This is a genomic window from Brevibacterium sp. CT2-23B (assembly GCF_013168765.1).
GTDB lineage: Bacteria > Actinomycetota > Actinomycetes > Actinomycetales > Brevibacteriaceae > Brevibacterium > Brevibacterium sediminis.
Window position 1 is genome coordinate 790,128 of sequence record NZ_JABBYK010000001.1, and the last position, 14,722, is coordinate 804,849.

16 protein-coding genes are annotated in these 14,722 nt (G+C 67.3%); all 16 read right to left on the reverse strand.

Features of this window, described 5'->3' with window-relative positions:
* Positions 1–52: 52 nt before the first annotated feature.
* Positions 53–850, reverse strand: a complete 798-nt coding sequence (gene trpC / locus HIM68_RS03690) for an indole-3-glycerol phosphate synthase TrpC (RefSeq protein WP_172169674.1) — start codon at positions 848–850, stop codon at positions 53–55.
* Positions 847–1,116, reverse strand: coding sequence for an HGxxPAAW family protein (locus HIM68_RS03695; protein ID WP_139467314.1), 270 nt, complete (start codon positions 1,114–1,116; stop codon positions 847–849). The genes trpC and HIM68_RS03695 overlap by 4 nt, the downstream gene beginning before the upstream one ends.
* 96 nt (positions 1,117–1,212) lie before the next feature.
* Complete coding sequence (locus HIM68_RS03700) at positions 1,213–1,761, reverse strand: Trp biosynthesis-associated membrane protein (protein WP_139467315.1); 549 nt, start codon at positions 1,759–1,761, stop codon at positions 1,213–1,215.
* A 4-nt stretch (positions 1,762–1,765) separates the two neighbouring features.
* Complete coding sequence (trpE, locus tag HIM68_RS03705) at positions 1,766–3,319, reverse strand: anthranilate synthase component I (protein WP_248283846.1); 1,554 nt, start codon at positions 3,317–3,319, stop codon at positions 1,766–1,768.
* The gene (gene hisI / locus HIM68_RS03710) at positions 3,309–3,665 is read right to left on the reverse strand and encodes a phosphoribosyl-AMP cyclohydrolase (protein WP_172169676.1); all 357 of its coding nucleotides are present in this window, start codon (positions 3,663–3,665) and stop codon (positions 3,309–3,311) included. Before hisI ends, trpE begins: the two co-directional genes overlap by 11 nt.
* Positions 3,662–4,426: an imidazole glycerol phosphate synthase subunit HisF gene (gene hisF, locus HIM68_RS03715; RefSeq protein ID WP_172169678.1), complete on the reverse strand. Its 765-nt coding sequence runs from the start codon at positions 4,424–4,426 to the stop codon at positions 3,662–3,664. The genes hisI and hisF overlap by 4 nt, the downstream gene beginning before the upstream one ends.
* Positions 4,427–4,435: 9 nt before the next feature.
* Positions 4,436–5,938, reverse strand: coding sequence for a carboxyl transferase domain-containing protein (locus tag HIM68_RS03720; protein ID WP_139467319.1), 1,503 nt, complete (start codon positions 5,936–5,938; stop codon positions 4,436–4,438).
* Between the two features lie 11 nt (positions 5,939–5,949).
* Entirely contained in the window at positions 5,950–7,149 is a 1,200-nt protein-coding gene (locus HIM68_RS03725; protein WP_172169680.1) for a CaiB/BaiF CoA-transferase family protein, read from the reverse strand.
* Positions 7,150–7,151: 2 nt separating this feature from the next.
* Positions 7,152–7,586: a PH domain-containing protein gene (locus HIM68_RS03730; RefSeq protein ID WP_229663936.1), complete on the reverse strand. Its 435-nt coding sequence runs from the start codon at positions 7,584–7,586 to the stop codon at positions 7,152–7,154.
* Between the two features lie 7 nt (positions 7,587–7,593).
* Positions 7,594–8,433, reverse strand: a complete 840-nt coding sequence (hisG, locus tag HIM68_RS03735) for an ATP phosphoribosyltransferase (protein ID WP_172169683.1) — start codon at positions 8,431–8,433, stop codon at positions 7,594–7,596.
* Between the two features lie 53 nt (positions 8,434–8,486).
* Complete coding sequence (locus tag HIM68_RS03740; RefSeq protein ID WP_101544371.1) at positions 8,487–8,750, reverse strand: phosphoribosyl-ATP diphosphatase; 264 nt, start codon at positions 8,748–8,750, stop codon at positions 8,487–8,489.
* A 98-nt stretch (positions 8,751–8,848) separates the two neighbouring features.
* Positions 8,849–9,514 carry a nicotinamide mononucleotide transporter family protein gene (locus HIM68_RS03745; RefSeq protein ID WP_101544373.1) on the reverse strand — a complete coding sequence of 222 codons (666 nt, stop codon included), beginning with the start codon at positions 9,512–9,514 and terminating at the stop codon, positions 8,849–8,851.
* A gap of 50 nt (positions 9,515–9,564) precedes the next feature.
* Positions 9,565–10,227 carry a ribulose-phosphate 3-epimerase gene (gene rpe, locus HIM68_RS03750; protein ID WP_172169686.1) on the reverse strand — a complete coding sequence of 221 codons (663 nt, stop codon included), beginning with the start codon at positions 10,225–10,227 and terminating at the stop codon, positions 9,565–9,567.
* 3 nt (positions 10,228–10,230) lie between these two features.
* The gene (locus HIM68_RS03755; RefSeq protein ID WP_172169689.1) at positions 10,231–11,694 is read right to left on the reverse strand and encodes an RsmB/NOP family class I SAM-dependent RNA methyltransferase; all 1,464 of its coding nucleotides are present in this window, start codon (positions 11,692–11,694) and stop codon (positions 10,231–10,233) included.
* Between the two features lie 5 nt (positions 11,695–11,699).
* Positions 11,700–12,632, reverse strand: coding sequence for a methionyl-tRNA formyltransferase (locus HIM68_RS19155; protein ID WP_172169691.1), 933 nt, complete (start codon positions 12,630–12,632; stop codon positions 11,700–11,702).
* A gap of 29 nt (positions 12,633–12,661) precedes the next feature.
* Positions 12,662–14,716: a primosomal protein N' gene (locus HIM68_RS03765; protein ID WP_172169694.1), complete on the reverse strand. Its 2,055-nt coding sequence runs from the start codon at positions 14,714–14,716 to the stop codon at positions 12,662–12,664.
* Positions 14,717–14,722: the final 6 nt, after the last annotated feature.

The window sequence follows — 14,722 nt, forward strand, 5'->3', positions numbered from 1 at the left end:
GTGCAGTGTCAGCCCATCGTCGGCCACGTGCAGCGGCCGACGCGGGCAGGGTTCAGGATACGGACAGGGAGCGGCGTTCCCGGCCGAGTGCGGTGTACTCCTCGACTGCGGCCTGCGGACGGCCGCCGGTGACGAGGGCTTCGCCGACGAGCACGAGATCGGCTCCGGAGTCCGCGTACTTCGACACCTCGGCGGCTCCGGCAACGCCGGACTCGGCCACGAGGGTGCAGCCGGCGGGAGCGAGTTCGGCCAGGGGCGCGAACCGGTCGGTGTCGACGCTGAGATCCTTGAGGTTGCGGGTGTTCACGCCGATGAGTTCGGCACCGAGTTCCGTCGCGGTCTCCAGCTCTTCGCGATTGTGGGTCTCGACGAGCGCCGTCATCCCCAGTTCCGTGGCCAGGGCATGGAACTCGCCCAGCTGCACGGGATCGAGTGCTGCGACGATGAGCAGAACGATGTCCGCGCCATGAGCGCGGGCCTCGTGGAACTGATATTCGTCGACCATGAAGTCCTTGCGCAGGACCGGGATGTCCACGGCCGCGCGCACCGAGTCGAGGTCGGCGAGACTGCCGTTGAAGCGGCGGGATTCCGTGAGCACGCTGATGGCCCGGGCTCCCCCGGCGGCGTACAGACCGGCGAGCGTGCCCGGGTCGGGGATCTCGGCGAGGTCACCGCGGGAGGGTGACTTCCGCTTGACCTCGGCGATGACGCCGAAGTCGGCGGACAGGTCGAAGGGGCGGACCGGTTCGGCCGCAGCGGCCCGCGCGGTGATCTCGCTCAGCGGTACCTCGTTCCGGCGTGCCTGCAGATCTTCCCGCACGCCGGAGATGATGTCGATGAGGACTGTCATTTCTTCTTCGGCTTGTTGCCCAGTCCGATGGCGCGCAGGATCAGGCCGACGACGACGCCGAGGGCGACGATGCCGATGGAGATGTAGGTGATCGTGGGGTTGTGGATCGTGAATCCCACACAGCCGACCGTGACGCCGATGAGCATGATGACGACTCCGGTCCATCCCGCCACCGAGTTGCCGTGACCGGGATCGGCGATCGCTGCGTAGTCGATCGTGGATTTGTCGAGATCTGCGGCTCCGTTGCGGGCGAGGGACTGCGACATGGCGCTCCTTTGTGTGAGTGCGTGACACGCGTGTGGAAACTTTCCTCCATTGTGTCACGCTTCTTCGGCTGACCGGACACCGACCCGGTCACAAGGTCATTTCGAATCCGGGTCGGTGTCCGGGTCGGTCGACGTTTCGTCGTCGGGTGCGTCTTCGACGTCTTCTCCGCGGGACAGTGCGTCCCAGGTCGCGGCGGAATCGAATTCCCCGGAAGCGGATTCGGCGGTGCGGGCGTAGCGGTTGGAGTTCGTCCACCCGTTCGAGGCGACGGCGACCCAGACGATGCCGATGACGCCGATGCCTGCGGCCACTGCGGCGATGATCGCCCAGGAAGTGGCTCCCGGCGCCGAGGCGGCGCTCAGTGCAGTGATCCCGTAGCCGATTCCGGCGATGCCGGCCAGTCCCAGGACGACGAAGCGGCCGATCCGTCCGAGCATTGCGGCGAGCAGTCCCGAGACCGCGATGATCGCCACACACGCGGTGGCCACGGGTGAGGTCTGGGAGCTCGGATCCTCGGTGACCTTTGCCACTCCGCTGGGTCCGAGCGTGTCGCCTCCGGCACCGGCCTGCCAGGCGGAGATCGTCAGCGCCCACAGGGCAGCGGCGATGACGAGGATGATGAGGACTCCACGTGATTTCGTCATGGCCTCACCTCTGACTTCCCTCCGCCGCATCCAATGCGTCGGCTGCGGCGGCGGCACGCAGCACAGCTGCGGCCTTGTTCTCGGATTCCTGGTACTCGGTCTCGGGCACGGAGTCGGCGACGAGTCCGCCTCCGGCGTAGACGCTCATCGTGCCGTTCCGGAGCACCCCGGTGCGGATGGCGATGGCGAGGTCGAGGTCGCCGGTGAAGGACATATAGCCGACCACTCCCCCGTAGATTCCGCGTCCGACGGGTTCGAGTTCGTCGATGATCTGCAGCGCCCGGGGTTTGGGCGCACCCGACAGCGTGCCGGCGGGGAACGTCGCCCGCAGCACATCGATGGCGGTGGTTCCGGGTTCGAGTTCGCCGCGCACGGTCGAGCTGATGTGCATGATGTGGCTGTAGCGGACGATGTCCATGAACTCGCTGACGTCGATGGTTCCGGCCGCGCAGACCTTCGCCAGGTCGTTGCGGGCGAGGTCGACGAGCATGAGGTGCTCGGCTCGTTCCTTCTCATCGGCCAGGAGCTCTCGGGCCAAAGAGTCATCGGCTTCCGGTGTGGTCCCGCGGGGGCGGGAACCGGCGATCGGGTGGGTGACCACCTCTCCCGACCGGACGGTCACGAGTGCTTCGGGTGAGGAGCCGATGATGCTCACCGGTTCCCCTCCGTCGTCATGGAGGTTGAGCAGGTACATGAAGGGGCTCGGGTTCGCATGCCGCAGCATCCGGTACACGCTCAGCGCATCGGCCTCGCACGGTGTGTCGAAGCGCTGGCCGATGACGACCTGGAAGATCTCACCGTCGACGATCTTCTGCTTCGCCGTCTCCACACCGTCGAGGTACACCTGCGGCTGGGTGCGGGTGGACACCTCGGGGTCGGCCTTCCGGGGGCGCAGGACATCTGCCGGGCTGGGCTGCTGCAGACGCTCGCACATCGCGGCGATGCGGGCGACTCCCGAGGCGTGGGCGTCGTCGATGCCGGTATCGGCGCCGTTGACGTTGAATACGTTGGCCACGAGGGTGACCATTCCCGAATAGTGGTCGAAGACGGCGATATCGCCGGGGATCATCAGCTGCACGGTCGGCAGGTGGTGTTCGTTGGGCCGCGGCGGCCCGAGCCTCTCGAAGCGACGGACGATGTCCCATCCGAAGTAGCCGACGAAGCTCGAGACCATGGGCGGCAGCTCCGATTCCGCTTCGGCCACGGCGAGGAGGTCGAGGGTGGCGGTGACCGCGTCGAGGACGTCGCCGTCGGTGGGGACGCCGACCGGAGGCGTGCCGGTCCAGTGGAATCCGTCTGCGGTCGAGATGAGGGTGGCCACGGGCGCCGAGCCGATGAAGGAGTACCTGGCCCAGGATCCGGCGACGGCGGATTCGAAGAGGAAGCTGCCCGGTCCGCCGTCGGTGAGTTTGCGGTAGAGGCTCAGCGGGGTCTCCGAGTCCGCGAGCACCTGGGTGTGGACCGGCACCAGGCGATGGTCGGCGCCGAGGGCGCGGAACTCGTCGAGGCTGGGTCGGATCGGCAGGTCGGTGGGGTTCGCCGCTGGGTCAGTCGACACTGATGGTCCTTCCGGTGAAGCAGGTCGGGGTGTTCGTATGGCAGGCGGGTCCGGTCTGGTCGACGAGCATGAGCAGGGCGTCGGCATCACAGTCGAGGCTGAGCGAGCGGACGTGCTGGACATGACCCGAGGTCTCCCCCTTCACCCAGTATTCCTGCCGGGATCGGGACCAGTAGGTGGCCCGGTTCGTCTCCAGTGTGCGGGAGACGGCTTCGACGTCCATCCACGCGAGCATGAGCACCTCTGCGCTCGTGGCCTCTTGGACGATGACAGGGATGAGCCCGTCGTCGTTCGTTCGGATGATCTCCCGCCAGTTCTCCGGAGTCGCGTCGATGTCGCTGCTCATCGGACGTCGATTCCCTCCGCGCGCAGGGCGTCCTTGACCTCGGCGATGCTCAGGGTGCCGAAGTGGAAGACGCTGGCAGCCAACAGGGCGTCGGCTCCGGCTTCCACTGCTCGAGCGAAGTGTTCGACCTTTCCGGCGCCGCCCGAGGCGATGAGCGGTACGTCGACGGCGGCGCGGGCGGCGCGGATGAGTTCGAGGTCGAACCCCTCACGTGTGCCATCGGCGTCGATGGAGTTGAGCAGGATCTCGCCGACCCCGCGGTCGGCGGCTTCCCGGATCCAGTCGATGGCGCAGCGGCCGGTGCCTTCGCGGCCGCCGCGAGTGGTGACCTCGAAGCCGGATTCCGTGCTCGCGCCCTGTGCGCGCCGTGCGTCGAGGGAGAGGACGAGGACCTGGTTGCCGAAGTGTCGGGAGATCTCGCTGATGAGTTCCGGGTTCTTCACCGCCGAGGTGTTGACCGAGACCTTGTCGGCTCCGTCGCGCAGCAGCCGGTCGACGTCGGCGACGCTGCGGATCCCTCCGCCGACGGTGAGCGGGATGAAGACCTCTTCGGCGCAGGCGCGGACGACGTCGTGGACGGTCTCCCGGTCACCGCTGCTGGCCGTGACGTCGAGGAAAGTGAGTTCGTCGGCTCCGGACTCGCCGTAGCGGCGGGCGAGCTCGACGGGGTCGCCGGCGTCCCTGAGGTCGGCGAACTTCACTCCCTTGACGACGCGTCCGCCGTCCACGTCCAGACAGGGGATGACTCTGACAGCTACCACGCAGTCCTCCTAGATTCCCAGGCCCCGGTAGCGATCCATTCGGCGGGCCAGCCGCCTGGCCGAAGGTTCGCGCATGAGCGAGATGAGTTCGTATTCGAGTGTCTCACCGACCCTGGCGACGAAGTCGAGCGGTTCGTCGCTGGCGTCGGAATGTTCGGCGATGATTCGGTCGACGACTCCGTTGGCCTGCAGCATGGGAGCGTGCACGCCCTGGCTCTGAGCCATCTCGGCGGCTCTTTCGGTCGTGCGGTGCACGATCGCCGAGGCGCCTTCGGGCGGCAGAGGCGAGAGCCAGCCGTGTTCGGCGCTGAGCACCCGATCGGTCGGGATGAGGGCCAGTGCTCCGCCCCCGGATCCTTCACCGAGGATGAGCGAGACGGACGGAGCGTCGAGGTTGGCGAGGTCGGCGAGGCTGCGGGCGATCTCGCCGGCGATGCCGCCTTCTTCGGCTTCCTTCGACAGAGCGGCGCCGGGGGTGTCGATGACGGTCACGAGCGGCAGGTGCAGCTCCGCGGCCAATCGCATTCCGCGTCTGGCCTCACGCAGGGCCGCCGGGCCCATCGGTTCGCGGGAGTCCTGCCGGAATCGGTCCTGGCCGAGGACGATGCACGGTGCGGAACCGAACTTCGCCAGGGCCAGCAGCAGTCCGGGGTCCTTCTCCCCTTCGCCGGTGCCGTTGAGCGGCAGCACGGTGTTCGCTGCGGTGCGCAGCAGATCACGGACCCCGGGACGTTCGGGGCGACGCGAGCTGGTGATCGCGGCCCAGGCATCGGAGTTCGGGTCGACGCTGTCCGGGGCCGTGTCCGGGTCCGGCACCGAGCTGGGAACCTCCTTGGCGCCCATGAGCACGTCGAGGACGCGGGAGACCGTACCGGCGATGCGTTCGGGTCCGATGACGGCGTCGACGATGCCCATCTTGTGCAGGTTCTCCCCGGTCTGCACGTTCTCCGGAAACTTCTCTCCGTAGATGGCCTCGAATACTCGAGGGCCCAGGAATCCGATGAGGGATCCGGGTTCGGCCACGGTGACGTGCCCCAGCGATCCCCAGGAGGCGAAGACTCCTCCGGTGGTGGGATGGCGCAGGTAGACGAGGTAGGGCAGTCCGGCCTTGCGATGGGCGATGACGGCGTTCGTGATCTTCACCATCGACAGGAAGGCGATGGTGCCCTCCTGCATGCGGGTGCCGCCCGAGGCGGGACCGGCCAGCAGGGGCAGCCCTTCGAGGGTCGCACGTTCGATGGCATCGACGAGGCGTTCGGCCGCGGCCACGCCGATCGACCCGGCGAGGAAGCGGAATTCGCCGGCGATCACGGCCACGCGACGGCCGGCGATGGTGCCTTCGCCGGTGATGATGGATTCGTCGACTCCGGACTTCTGCGCCGCGGCTTCGAGTTCAGCAGCGTAGGCGTCAGAGATCCCGCCGGCGGGCTGGACGGGAGTGGTGTCCCAGGACAGATAGGATCCTTCGTCGAGGACGATGTCGACGAGCTCGAGTGCGTTGAGACGCGTCATGGCGATTCCGTTCAGTTTCCGTCGGCGAGCCACGCCACGATGGATTCCGCGTCTTCGTCGAGCAGCGGCGGGGCATCGTGAGCGGTGCGGGTGGTTTCGACCTCACCGGAGGAATCGGCGTCGAAGAAGCGCAGCGGCGGTCCGGGCAGGTCGATGTCGCCGAGCACGGGGTGGTCGACGGAGACCTTGAGTCCCTGGCTGAGTGCCTGCTCCCACTGGTAGACCTCGGGCAGGGTGCGCACCGTGCCGGACGGGATTCCCGCCTCGGTGAGCCTGTTCAGCAGATCGGCTGCGTCGTAGGCAGAGAAGCGGTCTTCGATGAGTTCGATGACGGCGGCGCGGTTGTCCACGCGCTCGGAGTTGACGGCCATGCCCTCGGTGGCGGGATCGATGTCGAAGGCAGTGCAGAACTTCTGCCACAGGTTCTCGTTGCCCACGGAGATCTGCACGGCGCCGTCGCGGCAGTTGAAGAGTCCGTAGGGCGACAGCGAAGGGTGGTGGTTGCCGCCGGGCTGCGGTTCCTGACCGGCGACCGTGGCCCGGGTGCCCTGGAAGGCGTGGACGCCGACCATTCCCGCGATGAGCGAGGTGCGCACGACCTTGCCCTTGCCGGTGCGTTCGCGTTCGAGCAGGGCCGCCAGCACGCCGTATGAGCCGTAGATTCCGGCCAGCAGGTCAGCGATCGGCACGCCCACGCGCTGCATATCATCGGGTCCCGAGCCGGTCAGCGACATCAGCCCGGCTTCGCCCTGGGCGATCTGGTCATAGCCGGCGCGGGAGGCTTCCGGACCGTCGTGGCCGAATCCGGTGATGGACAGGATGACCAGGCGCGGGTTGATCTCCATGCAGCGGGCGGTGGAGAAGCCGAGTCGGTCGAGGACACCGGAGCGGAAGTTCTCGATGAGAACATCGGCGCGTGCGATGAGTCCGGTCAGGGTGTCCTTGCCCGTGTCGGATTTGAGGTCGAGGGCGATGGATTCCTTGTTGCGGTTGCACGAGAAGAAGTAGGTGGCCTGAGGATTGTCCGCAGGCCCAACGAAGGGAGGTCCCCACGACCGCGAATCATCGCCCTTGCCGGGGTTCTCGACCTTGATCACCCGCGCGCCGAGATCGCCGAACATCATTCCTGCATGAGGGCCGGCCAGGGCACGAGAGAGATCGACGACGGTGTATCCGGTCAGGGGGCCTGCCTCGGGTGTCTCGTTCGCCATTCCTAATCCTCCTTGAAGTGGGTGCGTCTCTTGATGAGCATACGCAATCGTGCGACCTCCGCATGGGCGCGGCGACCGTCTGCGTGCTGGATCGCCATCACCGCGCAGGTGGTGCCGTCCGTGAGGTCCAACAGGGGCCACGGATCATCGCCCTCGGGTGAGAACGTCACACCGAGGATCTGTCCCCAGTCGAGCCGACGGGTGCGCACCATGTTCTTGACCACCAGACCGTCCTCGGTGGGCCGGGCCTGGATATCGGAGATGCGCAGCAGGGCGGCTCCGAAGAGAATGCCCAGCAGGTTCATCCATATCATGTCGAGCACTGTCCACGGTTCCCAGTCCACGACGAACAGCGCCACGGACAGGACCGCGAACCCAGCGGTCACGGCAACGGCACCGACGATGCTGACGACGCGCACCTGTCGGGGCCGGAACACGGCCAGATCAGATTCGGCAGGCGCCAATGTTCGTCACCAGAATCGCACGCGCCCCGACTCCGTAGAGCCGGTCCATGACGTTGTTGACTTCCTTCGCTTCGACCATCACGCGCACAGCGACCCACCCGGTCTCCTGCAGCGGGGACACGGTCGGGGATTCGAGCCCCGGGGTCAGCGAGATCGCCTCGGGAACCAGGCGCTGTTCGATGTTGTAGTCGACGAGCACATACTGGCGGGCGACCATGACCGATTCGAGGCGGCGTTTGAGCACGCCGATGCGGGATTCGGCTCCGGCGCGCTGGATGAGCACACCTTCTGATTCGAGCAGCGGCTCGCCGAAGGTTTCGAGTCCCGCGGCGCGCAGCGTGGAGCCGGTCTCGACGACATCGGCGATGGCGTCGGCGACTCCGAGCTGGATGGAGACCTCGATCGCCCCGTCGAGCTGCACCGTGGTTGCCGCGATTCCGCGTCGCTGCAGGTCGGCATCCACGAGGTTCGGGAAGCTCGTGGCGATGCGGGCACCGGCCAGCTGCTCGGCCGAGGTGAACGAGCCGGCGGTGCCGGCGTAGAAGAAGCGCGAGGCACCGAATCCGAGTCCGAGCACCTCTTCGGCTTCGGCCTGTGACTCCAGCAGCAGGTCACGGCCGGTGATTCCGGCGTCGAGGATTCCGGAGCCGACGTAGATGGCGATGTCGCGGGGACGCAGGTAGAAGAATTCGACTCCGTTGACCTCGTCCTGATGGACCAGGGTCTTGGTTCCGCGTCGAGTGGAGTATCCGGCCTCGCTGAGCATGTCGGAGGCGGCTTCGGACAGTGCGCCCTTGTTGGGCACGGCTACACGCAGCATGGGGTCCCTTTGGAGTTCGATGGCGTCGGGTCGGTCAGGTTCGTGGGAGGGTCTTACAGGTGGGTGTTGACGTCGTCGAGGGTCAGTCCCTTGGCGATCATCATCACCTGTACGTGGTAGAGCAGCTGCGAGATCTCCTCGGCGAGCTCTTCCTTGGTTTCGTATTCGGCGGCCATCCATACTTCGGCGGCCTCTTCCACGACCTTCTTGCCGATCGCATGGACTCCGGCGTCGAGTTCGGCCACGGTCTTCGAACCGGTGGGGCGATCGAGGGATTTCTGCTGGAGTTCGGCGTAGAGAGTCTCAAAGGTCTTCACTTCTCCAGCCTAATGCATCTGCATCGGCCGCAGCATTCGGGGTCTCATGTTCTAGAACGCGGCAGGCCGGGTCTCACTGGTGCTGCCGGCGGCTGACCTCAGTCCTCGGGGTCGCGGCCGATGTCGGTGGCCGGACGGTGAGGCGCAGAGATCGTCTGGCGTGACCGTTTCGACCAGTCGATGAGTCCGAGGATGACCATGACGAGGAAGAACAGGTACACGGCTCCGGAGAAGACGAGTCCGCCGGAGATCGCCAGCGGGATGCCGACGAGGTCGACGGCGAGCCAGACGAACCAGAATTCGACGATGGCTCGGCCCTGGGCGTACATGGCCACGATCGAACCGATGAAGATATAGGCGTCGGGGTAGGGGTTCCAGGACCATCCGCCCAGGGCGAGGACCCAGCCGAAGACTCCGGTGCCGATGACGAGAGCTGCGAGCAGGATCGCCCGTTCCTTCCAGCTCGCCCAGCGGACGAGGACTTCACCGGCGGCGGCCTTGGACTTCTTCCATTGCGTCCATCCCCAGACCGCGGCGACGATGATGACGACCTGCCGAGAGGCGTTGCCGCCGAGGCCGGCGGAGAGGCTTGCGGAGAAGAGGAGGATGGAGCCGAGGATCTGCACCGGCCAGGACAGGATGTTCCGGCGCAGCGCCAGGACGACCGTGGCCAGCGCACAGATGTTGCCGAACAGGTCGGAGTACGGCACAGGCTTGCCCAGCAGTTCGAATGCCGGGGTGTTCAACCAGTCGAACAGGTCCATCGCAGGCTCTCTTCAGGTGTGGGCCGTAAGCATAGTTCGGCTCGGTTCGGTCAGTGGGTGTGTGCGGCGGCGAGGGTGCGCAGTTCGCTGATGGCGGCTGCCGCATCGTCGGCTCCGTAGACGGCGGAGCCGGCGACGAGGACGTCGGCGCCGGCGTCGACGACACGGTCGATCGTCGCCGCGGAGACTCCCCCGTCGACCTGCAGTTTGATCTCGAGTCCGGCAGCAGAGATCGCTTCGCGCGTCCGCGTGATCTTCGGCAGGCACACGTCGAGGAACTTCTGACCACCGAATCCGGGTTCGACGGTCATGATGAGGATCTGATCGAATTCGCCGAGGAGGTCGATGAAGGGTTCGATCGGGGTGGCCGGTTTGAGGGCGAGGCTGGCCTTGGCCCCGAGGCGGCGCAGTTCCCGGGCGAGACGGACGGGGGCGGCGGCTGCCTCGGCGTGGAAGGTCACCGAGGCACAGCCGATCTCCGCGTACACGGGAGCGTTGCGGTCGGCATCGGCGATCATGAGGTGGGCGTCGAGCGGGATCGGCGAGATCGCCTGGATGCGTTCGACGACGGGCGGGCCAAAGGTGAGGTTCGGCACGAAATGGTTGTCCATGACGTCGATATGGGCCATATCGGCGGTGCTGATCTTCGTAAGCTCACCGCGCAGATCGGAGAAGTCCGAGGACAGGATGGAGGGGTTGATGTCGATCGACATGGGTCATTTCGCCTTTCGCAGGAGAGCCAGGAACATTCCGTCGCTGTTGTGGACATGGGGCCAGAGCTGGGCGTATCGCCCGCCTTCCCGGGTCACCGACGCGAACGACTCCGCCTCGGTGCCGGTGATCGCCGACAGCGCGGCCGGGGTGTCGAGGACCTCGATGTCCGCGCTTCCCGACTTGGCTCGCAGGCGCAGAACCTCGTCGACGATGAGCACGGTTTCGGCGTAGTGCGGAGAGCACGTCGAGTAGGCGACCACTCCCCCGGGCGCGCAGGCATCGAGGGCAGCGGCGAGAAGTTCGCGCTGCAGTCCGGTCAGGGAAGTGATGTCTTCGGGCCGTCTGCGGTAGCGGGCTTCGGGACGGCGGCGCAGGGCACCGAGTCCGGAGCAGGGTACGTCGACGAGGATCTTCGAGTAGGGTCCGCGGGCGTCGCGTCCGTCGCGGACGGCGGCGATGACGTTGGTCAGCGCCTTGGTGGAGTCGCGGACGAGGTCGACACGGTGCTCGCTGGAGTCGAAGGCCTCCAATGTCGTCGATTCGCCGGCGGCTCTGGCTGCGAGGACGGCGGCCTTGCCGCCGGGTCCGGCGCACAGGTCGGCCCAGGTTCCGGTGGGTGCGTCGATATCGGCCAAAGCGAGGGCCACAAGCGCGGAACCTTCGTCCTGGACGCGGGCACGTCCGTCGGCCACAGCTGCCACGTCCCGGGGAACCGCGGTCTCCAGGGTGACGCCGATCGGTGACAGCGGGGTGGGTTCACCCGGCAGTTCGGCGCGGTCGATGAGTCCGGGCAGGGCGGTCACTCCGACCTTTGCGGGTGCGTTGTCGGCTTCGAGGAGAGCTTCGAGCTCGGCGGCATCGCGGCCATGTCCCTTGAGCGCCTGGTTCAATGCCCGGACGACCCATTCGGGATGGGAGTGTTCGATCGCCAGTCGGGTGGTCTCGTCGGCCTCGGCGGTGACGCGGTCGAGCCACTCGGTGGGTTCGGCTTCCGAGATACGGCGGAGCACGGCATTGACGAATCCGGCGGTCTTCGCCGCCGATCGTTTGACCACGGCCACGGTTTCGGACAGTGCAGCATGGTTGGGCACCCGCATCGACAGCAGCTGGTGGGCGCCGAGCCGCATTGCGGCCAGGGGTTCGGGATCGATCTTGTCGACGGCTCGGGACGAGGCGATTTCGATGACCGCATCGTAGAACTTCTGCCGACGCAGGGTTCCGTAGGTGAGCTCGGTGGTGAAGGCAGCGTCCTGAGCGCCCATATGGGTGCGGGAGAGTTTGGCCGGCAGCAGCAGGTTCGCGTAGGCGTCTTTCGTCGCCACGTCGAGGAGGACTTCCCAGGCGATGCGCCGCGGCAGGTTCTTACCCGCTCGTTCTGTGTTTCGGGGGCCGCCTCGGCGCTGCCCGTGATTGCCGTCGTTTCCGCGGCTGCCGCCTCGGCGGTCTCTGCCTGCTGACTCAGCCATGGCTTTTATGCATCCTCTTCGGTATAGGGGTCGAAGGTCACGTCTCCGCGGCCGCGCAGGAAGTCGGCCGTGGCCATCCGGGCCTTGCCGAAGGGCTGGATCTGTTCGACCCTGACCCAGGCGTCACCGCAGCGCAGCACCGGCTGCTGCTGCCAGGTGGTCAGTTCACCGACGGCCCCAGGGGTCGTCACTTCGGGTGCGGGTGAGAGTCCGAAGAGCTTCGTCCTCTTTCCGTCGAGTTCCACCCATGGTCCCGGTGCGGGACTGGTTCCGCGGGCCCTGTCGATGACCCGGGCGGCCGGAGCGGACAGGTCGAGGTGGGCGTCGGTGACGGTGATCTTCTCCGCATGGCTGGACTCGCCGGTCTGCGGGGTCGGGGCGGCGGTGCCGGCGGCGAGATCGTCGAAGGCGGCGACGAGTTCGGGTGCCCCGCGGCGTGCATAGTCCTCAAGAGCCTCGGCGACGTCCGCGTGGTCGAGCGGCAGTTCGAGTCGGCGCAGCACGGGGCCGGTGTCCATGCCCTCGTCGATGCGGAACACACTGATCCCACTCGTGGTCTCACCGCCGATGAGTGCGCGTTGGACGGGGGCGGCTCCGCGGTAGGCCGGCAGCAGTGAGAAATGGAGGTTGAACCAGCCAAGTCGGGCGGTGGCCAGTGCGGCGGGTCCGGCGATGGCGCCGAAGGCGACGACGGCGACGGCGTCGACATCGAGTGCCTGCAGCTGTGAGATGACATCGCCGCGCAGACGACCGGCTTCGATGACGGGCAGTCCGAGTTCGAGAGCGCGGGTCTTCACCGGTGACGGGGTGAGGACTCTCTTCCGTCCGACGGGCGCATCGGGTCGGGTGAGCACCGCACGGATGCGGTGGCTAGATTCGGCAAAGGCCTCGAGGGCGGGAACTGCGACATCAGGGGTGCCGGCGAAGACGATATCCACGACTTGGATTCTACTGGTTCGCCGCGCCGTCACAGCGACCGGGGATCGTCGATGCGCACACGCACCTGCCGTTGCTTCTTGGCGGACCGGGAGGCAATGATCTCGGCCGCTCTCGTTCCGACGCGGTCTCCGGCGGAGAACGGGTAGGCGCTGACGCTGCGCTGTCCGTCCTCGGCGTCCTCACGCAGGAGTTCCTCGACCTCGCCGATCTGTTCGAGCACCTCGTCGATGTCGGCGCCTGCTCCCGTGAGTTCGAGGATCCGTCGGTAGGGCGGGAAGCCGAGTGCCTTCCGGTCGCTCAGCTGTCGTGACATGAAGGTCGTGGGGTCGAAGGCGGTCAGGGTCTGCCGGATGAGTTCGTCTTCGTCGCCGAGGTAGACGGCTCCCCCGTCATCGCGGGAACGCACGAGTGAGGCGGCTCGCAGCCGGCGTGCCACACTTTCGTCGATCGAGCGCATCCAGGGCCCCGGCCACAGCGAGTCCAAGAGGATCGCCGCGGCATAGCCGCCGAGCACATAGGGTTCGGCTCCGGTGGTGGCGACCACGAGTCGCGGGGTCTCGTCGAGGGCAGTGGAGATGTGGTCGCCTCCGGATTCGACGATCTCGATGTCCGGCAGCGCCCGGGCAAGCTCTTCGACGGTGCGGGCCCGGCCGCGCACGATCGATCGCACACGGTTCGACCGGCAGCGCAGGCAGCTGAACGTCTCCGAGTGGAAGCCGCAGGACCGGCAGGCGAAGGGACCGACTTCCGACTGTGTGGTCAGCGTCGCCTGACATTGCGGGCAGCGGGCGACTTCCTGGCAGCGGGCACAGGCGAAGACAGGATAGTAGCCGGAACGCGGCACCTGCACGAGCACCGGACCGGGCACTCCGCCGTCCCGGGGACGCGGACGCAGCGCCGTTCGCATGATCTGCCAGGCGCGGCTGGGAATGCGCTGCCAGGCGAAGGGGTCCCGGTCCTCATCGGGGACGAAGACGACGGGGGCGGCATGCCGCCTGGCCGGACCGACCGGTGTGACGTCGGCCAGCCAGCCGATCTCGACGAGACGCTGCACTTCGGCGCTGCGGTCGGTGGAGACGAAGAGCAGCTCGGTGTCCTCGATCGTCGACCGCAGCAGGCAGACCTCCCGGGCGTGCGGGTACGGGGCGTGCTGATCGAGATAGTTGAGGTTCGCGTCATCGGTGCAGATGATGAGTCCGAGGTCCGCGACGGGGGCGAAGGCCGCCGCCCGCGTGCCGATCGTGATCCGCGTGTGTCCGAGCAGCCCGCGCAGCCAGGCCTGCCACCGCAGCTCCGGTGACTGGTCGGCGCTGAGCACCGAGACCTCCGCGATCCCAGCGTGGGTGAGAGTCGAATGGAGCACGGCGAGTTCACGATGATCGGGCACAAGCCAGAGCACCGATCGGCCGGCCTCGAGACTCGCCCGTGCGGCATCGAGTCCGGCACGGATCCAGCTGAGACCCGGCGTCGGCCCGGGTGTGCACGCCACGGCTCTGCGCCGAGGCGGGCCCGAGACGTTGTCGACCGTGGGTTCCGTCCCCGCCGCGAGAACCCATTCGCCGAGGCGGCCGAGCAGCTGCGGATCATCCGCCGGCCCGTCGTTCGGTCCGGTCGCTGGGTCCGCGGCGTCGGCATCGGTCTGCGCGGCCGGCTGTCCCGTCTTCTCCGCCTTGAGCACTGCTTTCTCGCCACGGGCATGACGCGGTGGGATGGCCAGGCGCAGCACATCGGCGAGGGTGCCGCCGTAGCGACGGGCGACGGCGCCGCTCAAGGCGAGCAGATCCGCACTCAGCACCTGAATGGGACCGCTGATGCGTTGGATCGTCGCCAGCGGACCGAAGTGGTCCGAGCTCTCGACACGTTCGAGCAGATAGCCGTCGCGCAGCTTTCCAGCGAACTTCACCCGCACCCGCACTCCGGGCAGGGCAGCCTCGGCGAGCTTCTCCGGCACCGCGTAGTCGAAGGTCCGCGCCAGGTGCGGGACGGGATGGTCGATGAGCACTCGGGCGACCGGTTCGATCGGGGCCAGGGGAACCTGGCCCTCGGCCGAGGTGCCGGTGTCGATCGGGAGGGGTTCGTCCACGCCGAC

Excerpts from the sequence above, each read along its gene's own strand:
- HIM68_RS03755 (WP_172169689.1), bottom strand. The coding sequence starts at position 11,694 with ATGGCTGAGTCAGCAGGCAGAGACCGCCGAGGCGGCAGCCGCGGAAAC.
- hisG (WP_172169683.1), bottom strand. The coding sequence starts at position 8,433 with ATGCTGCGTGTAGCCGTGCCCAACAAGGGCGCACTGTCCGAAGCCGCC.
- HIM68_RS03720 (WP_139467319.1), bottom strand. The coding sequence starts at position 5,938 with ATGACGCGTCTCAACGCACTCGAGCTCGTCGACATCGTCCTCGACGAA.
- HIM68_RS03695 (WP_139467314.1), bottom strand. The coding sequence starts at position 1,116 with ATGTCGCAGTCCCTCGCCCGCAACGGAGCCGCAGATCTCGACAAATCC.
- HIM68_RS03745 (WP_101544373.1), bottom strand. The coding sequence starts at position 9,514 with ATGGACCTGTTCGACTGGTTGAACACCCCGGCATTCGAACTGCTGGGC.
- HIM68_RS03700 (WP_139467315.1), bottom strand. The coding sequence starts at position 1,761 with ATGACGAAATCACGTGGAGTCCTCATCATCCTCGTCATCGCCGCTGCC.
- trpC (WP_172169674.1), bottom strand. The coding sequence starts at position 850 with ATGACAGTCCTCATCGACATCATCTCCGGCGTGCGGGAAGATCTGCAG.
- hisI (WP_172169676.1), bottom strand. The coding sequence starts at position 3,665 with ATGAGCAGCGACATCGACGCGACTCCGGAGAACTGGCGGGAGATCATC.
- HIM68_RS03725 (WP_172169680.1), bottom strand. The coding sequence starts at position 7,149 with ATGGCGAACGAGACACCCGAGGCAGGCCCCCTGACCGGATACACCGTC.
- rpe (WP_172169686.1), bottom strand. The coding sequence starts at position 10,227 with ATGTCGATCGACATCAACCCCTCCATCCTGTCCTCGGACTTCTCCGAT.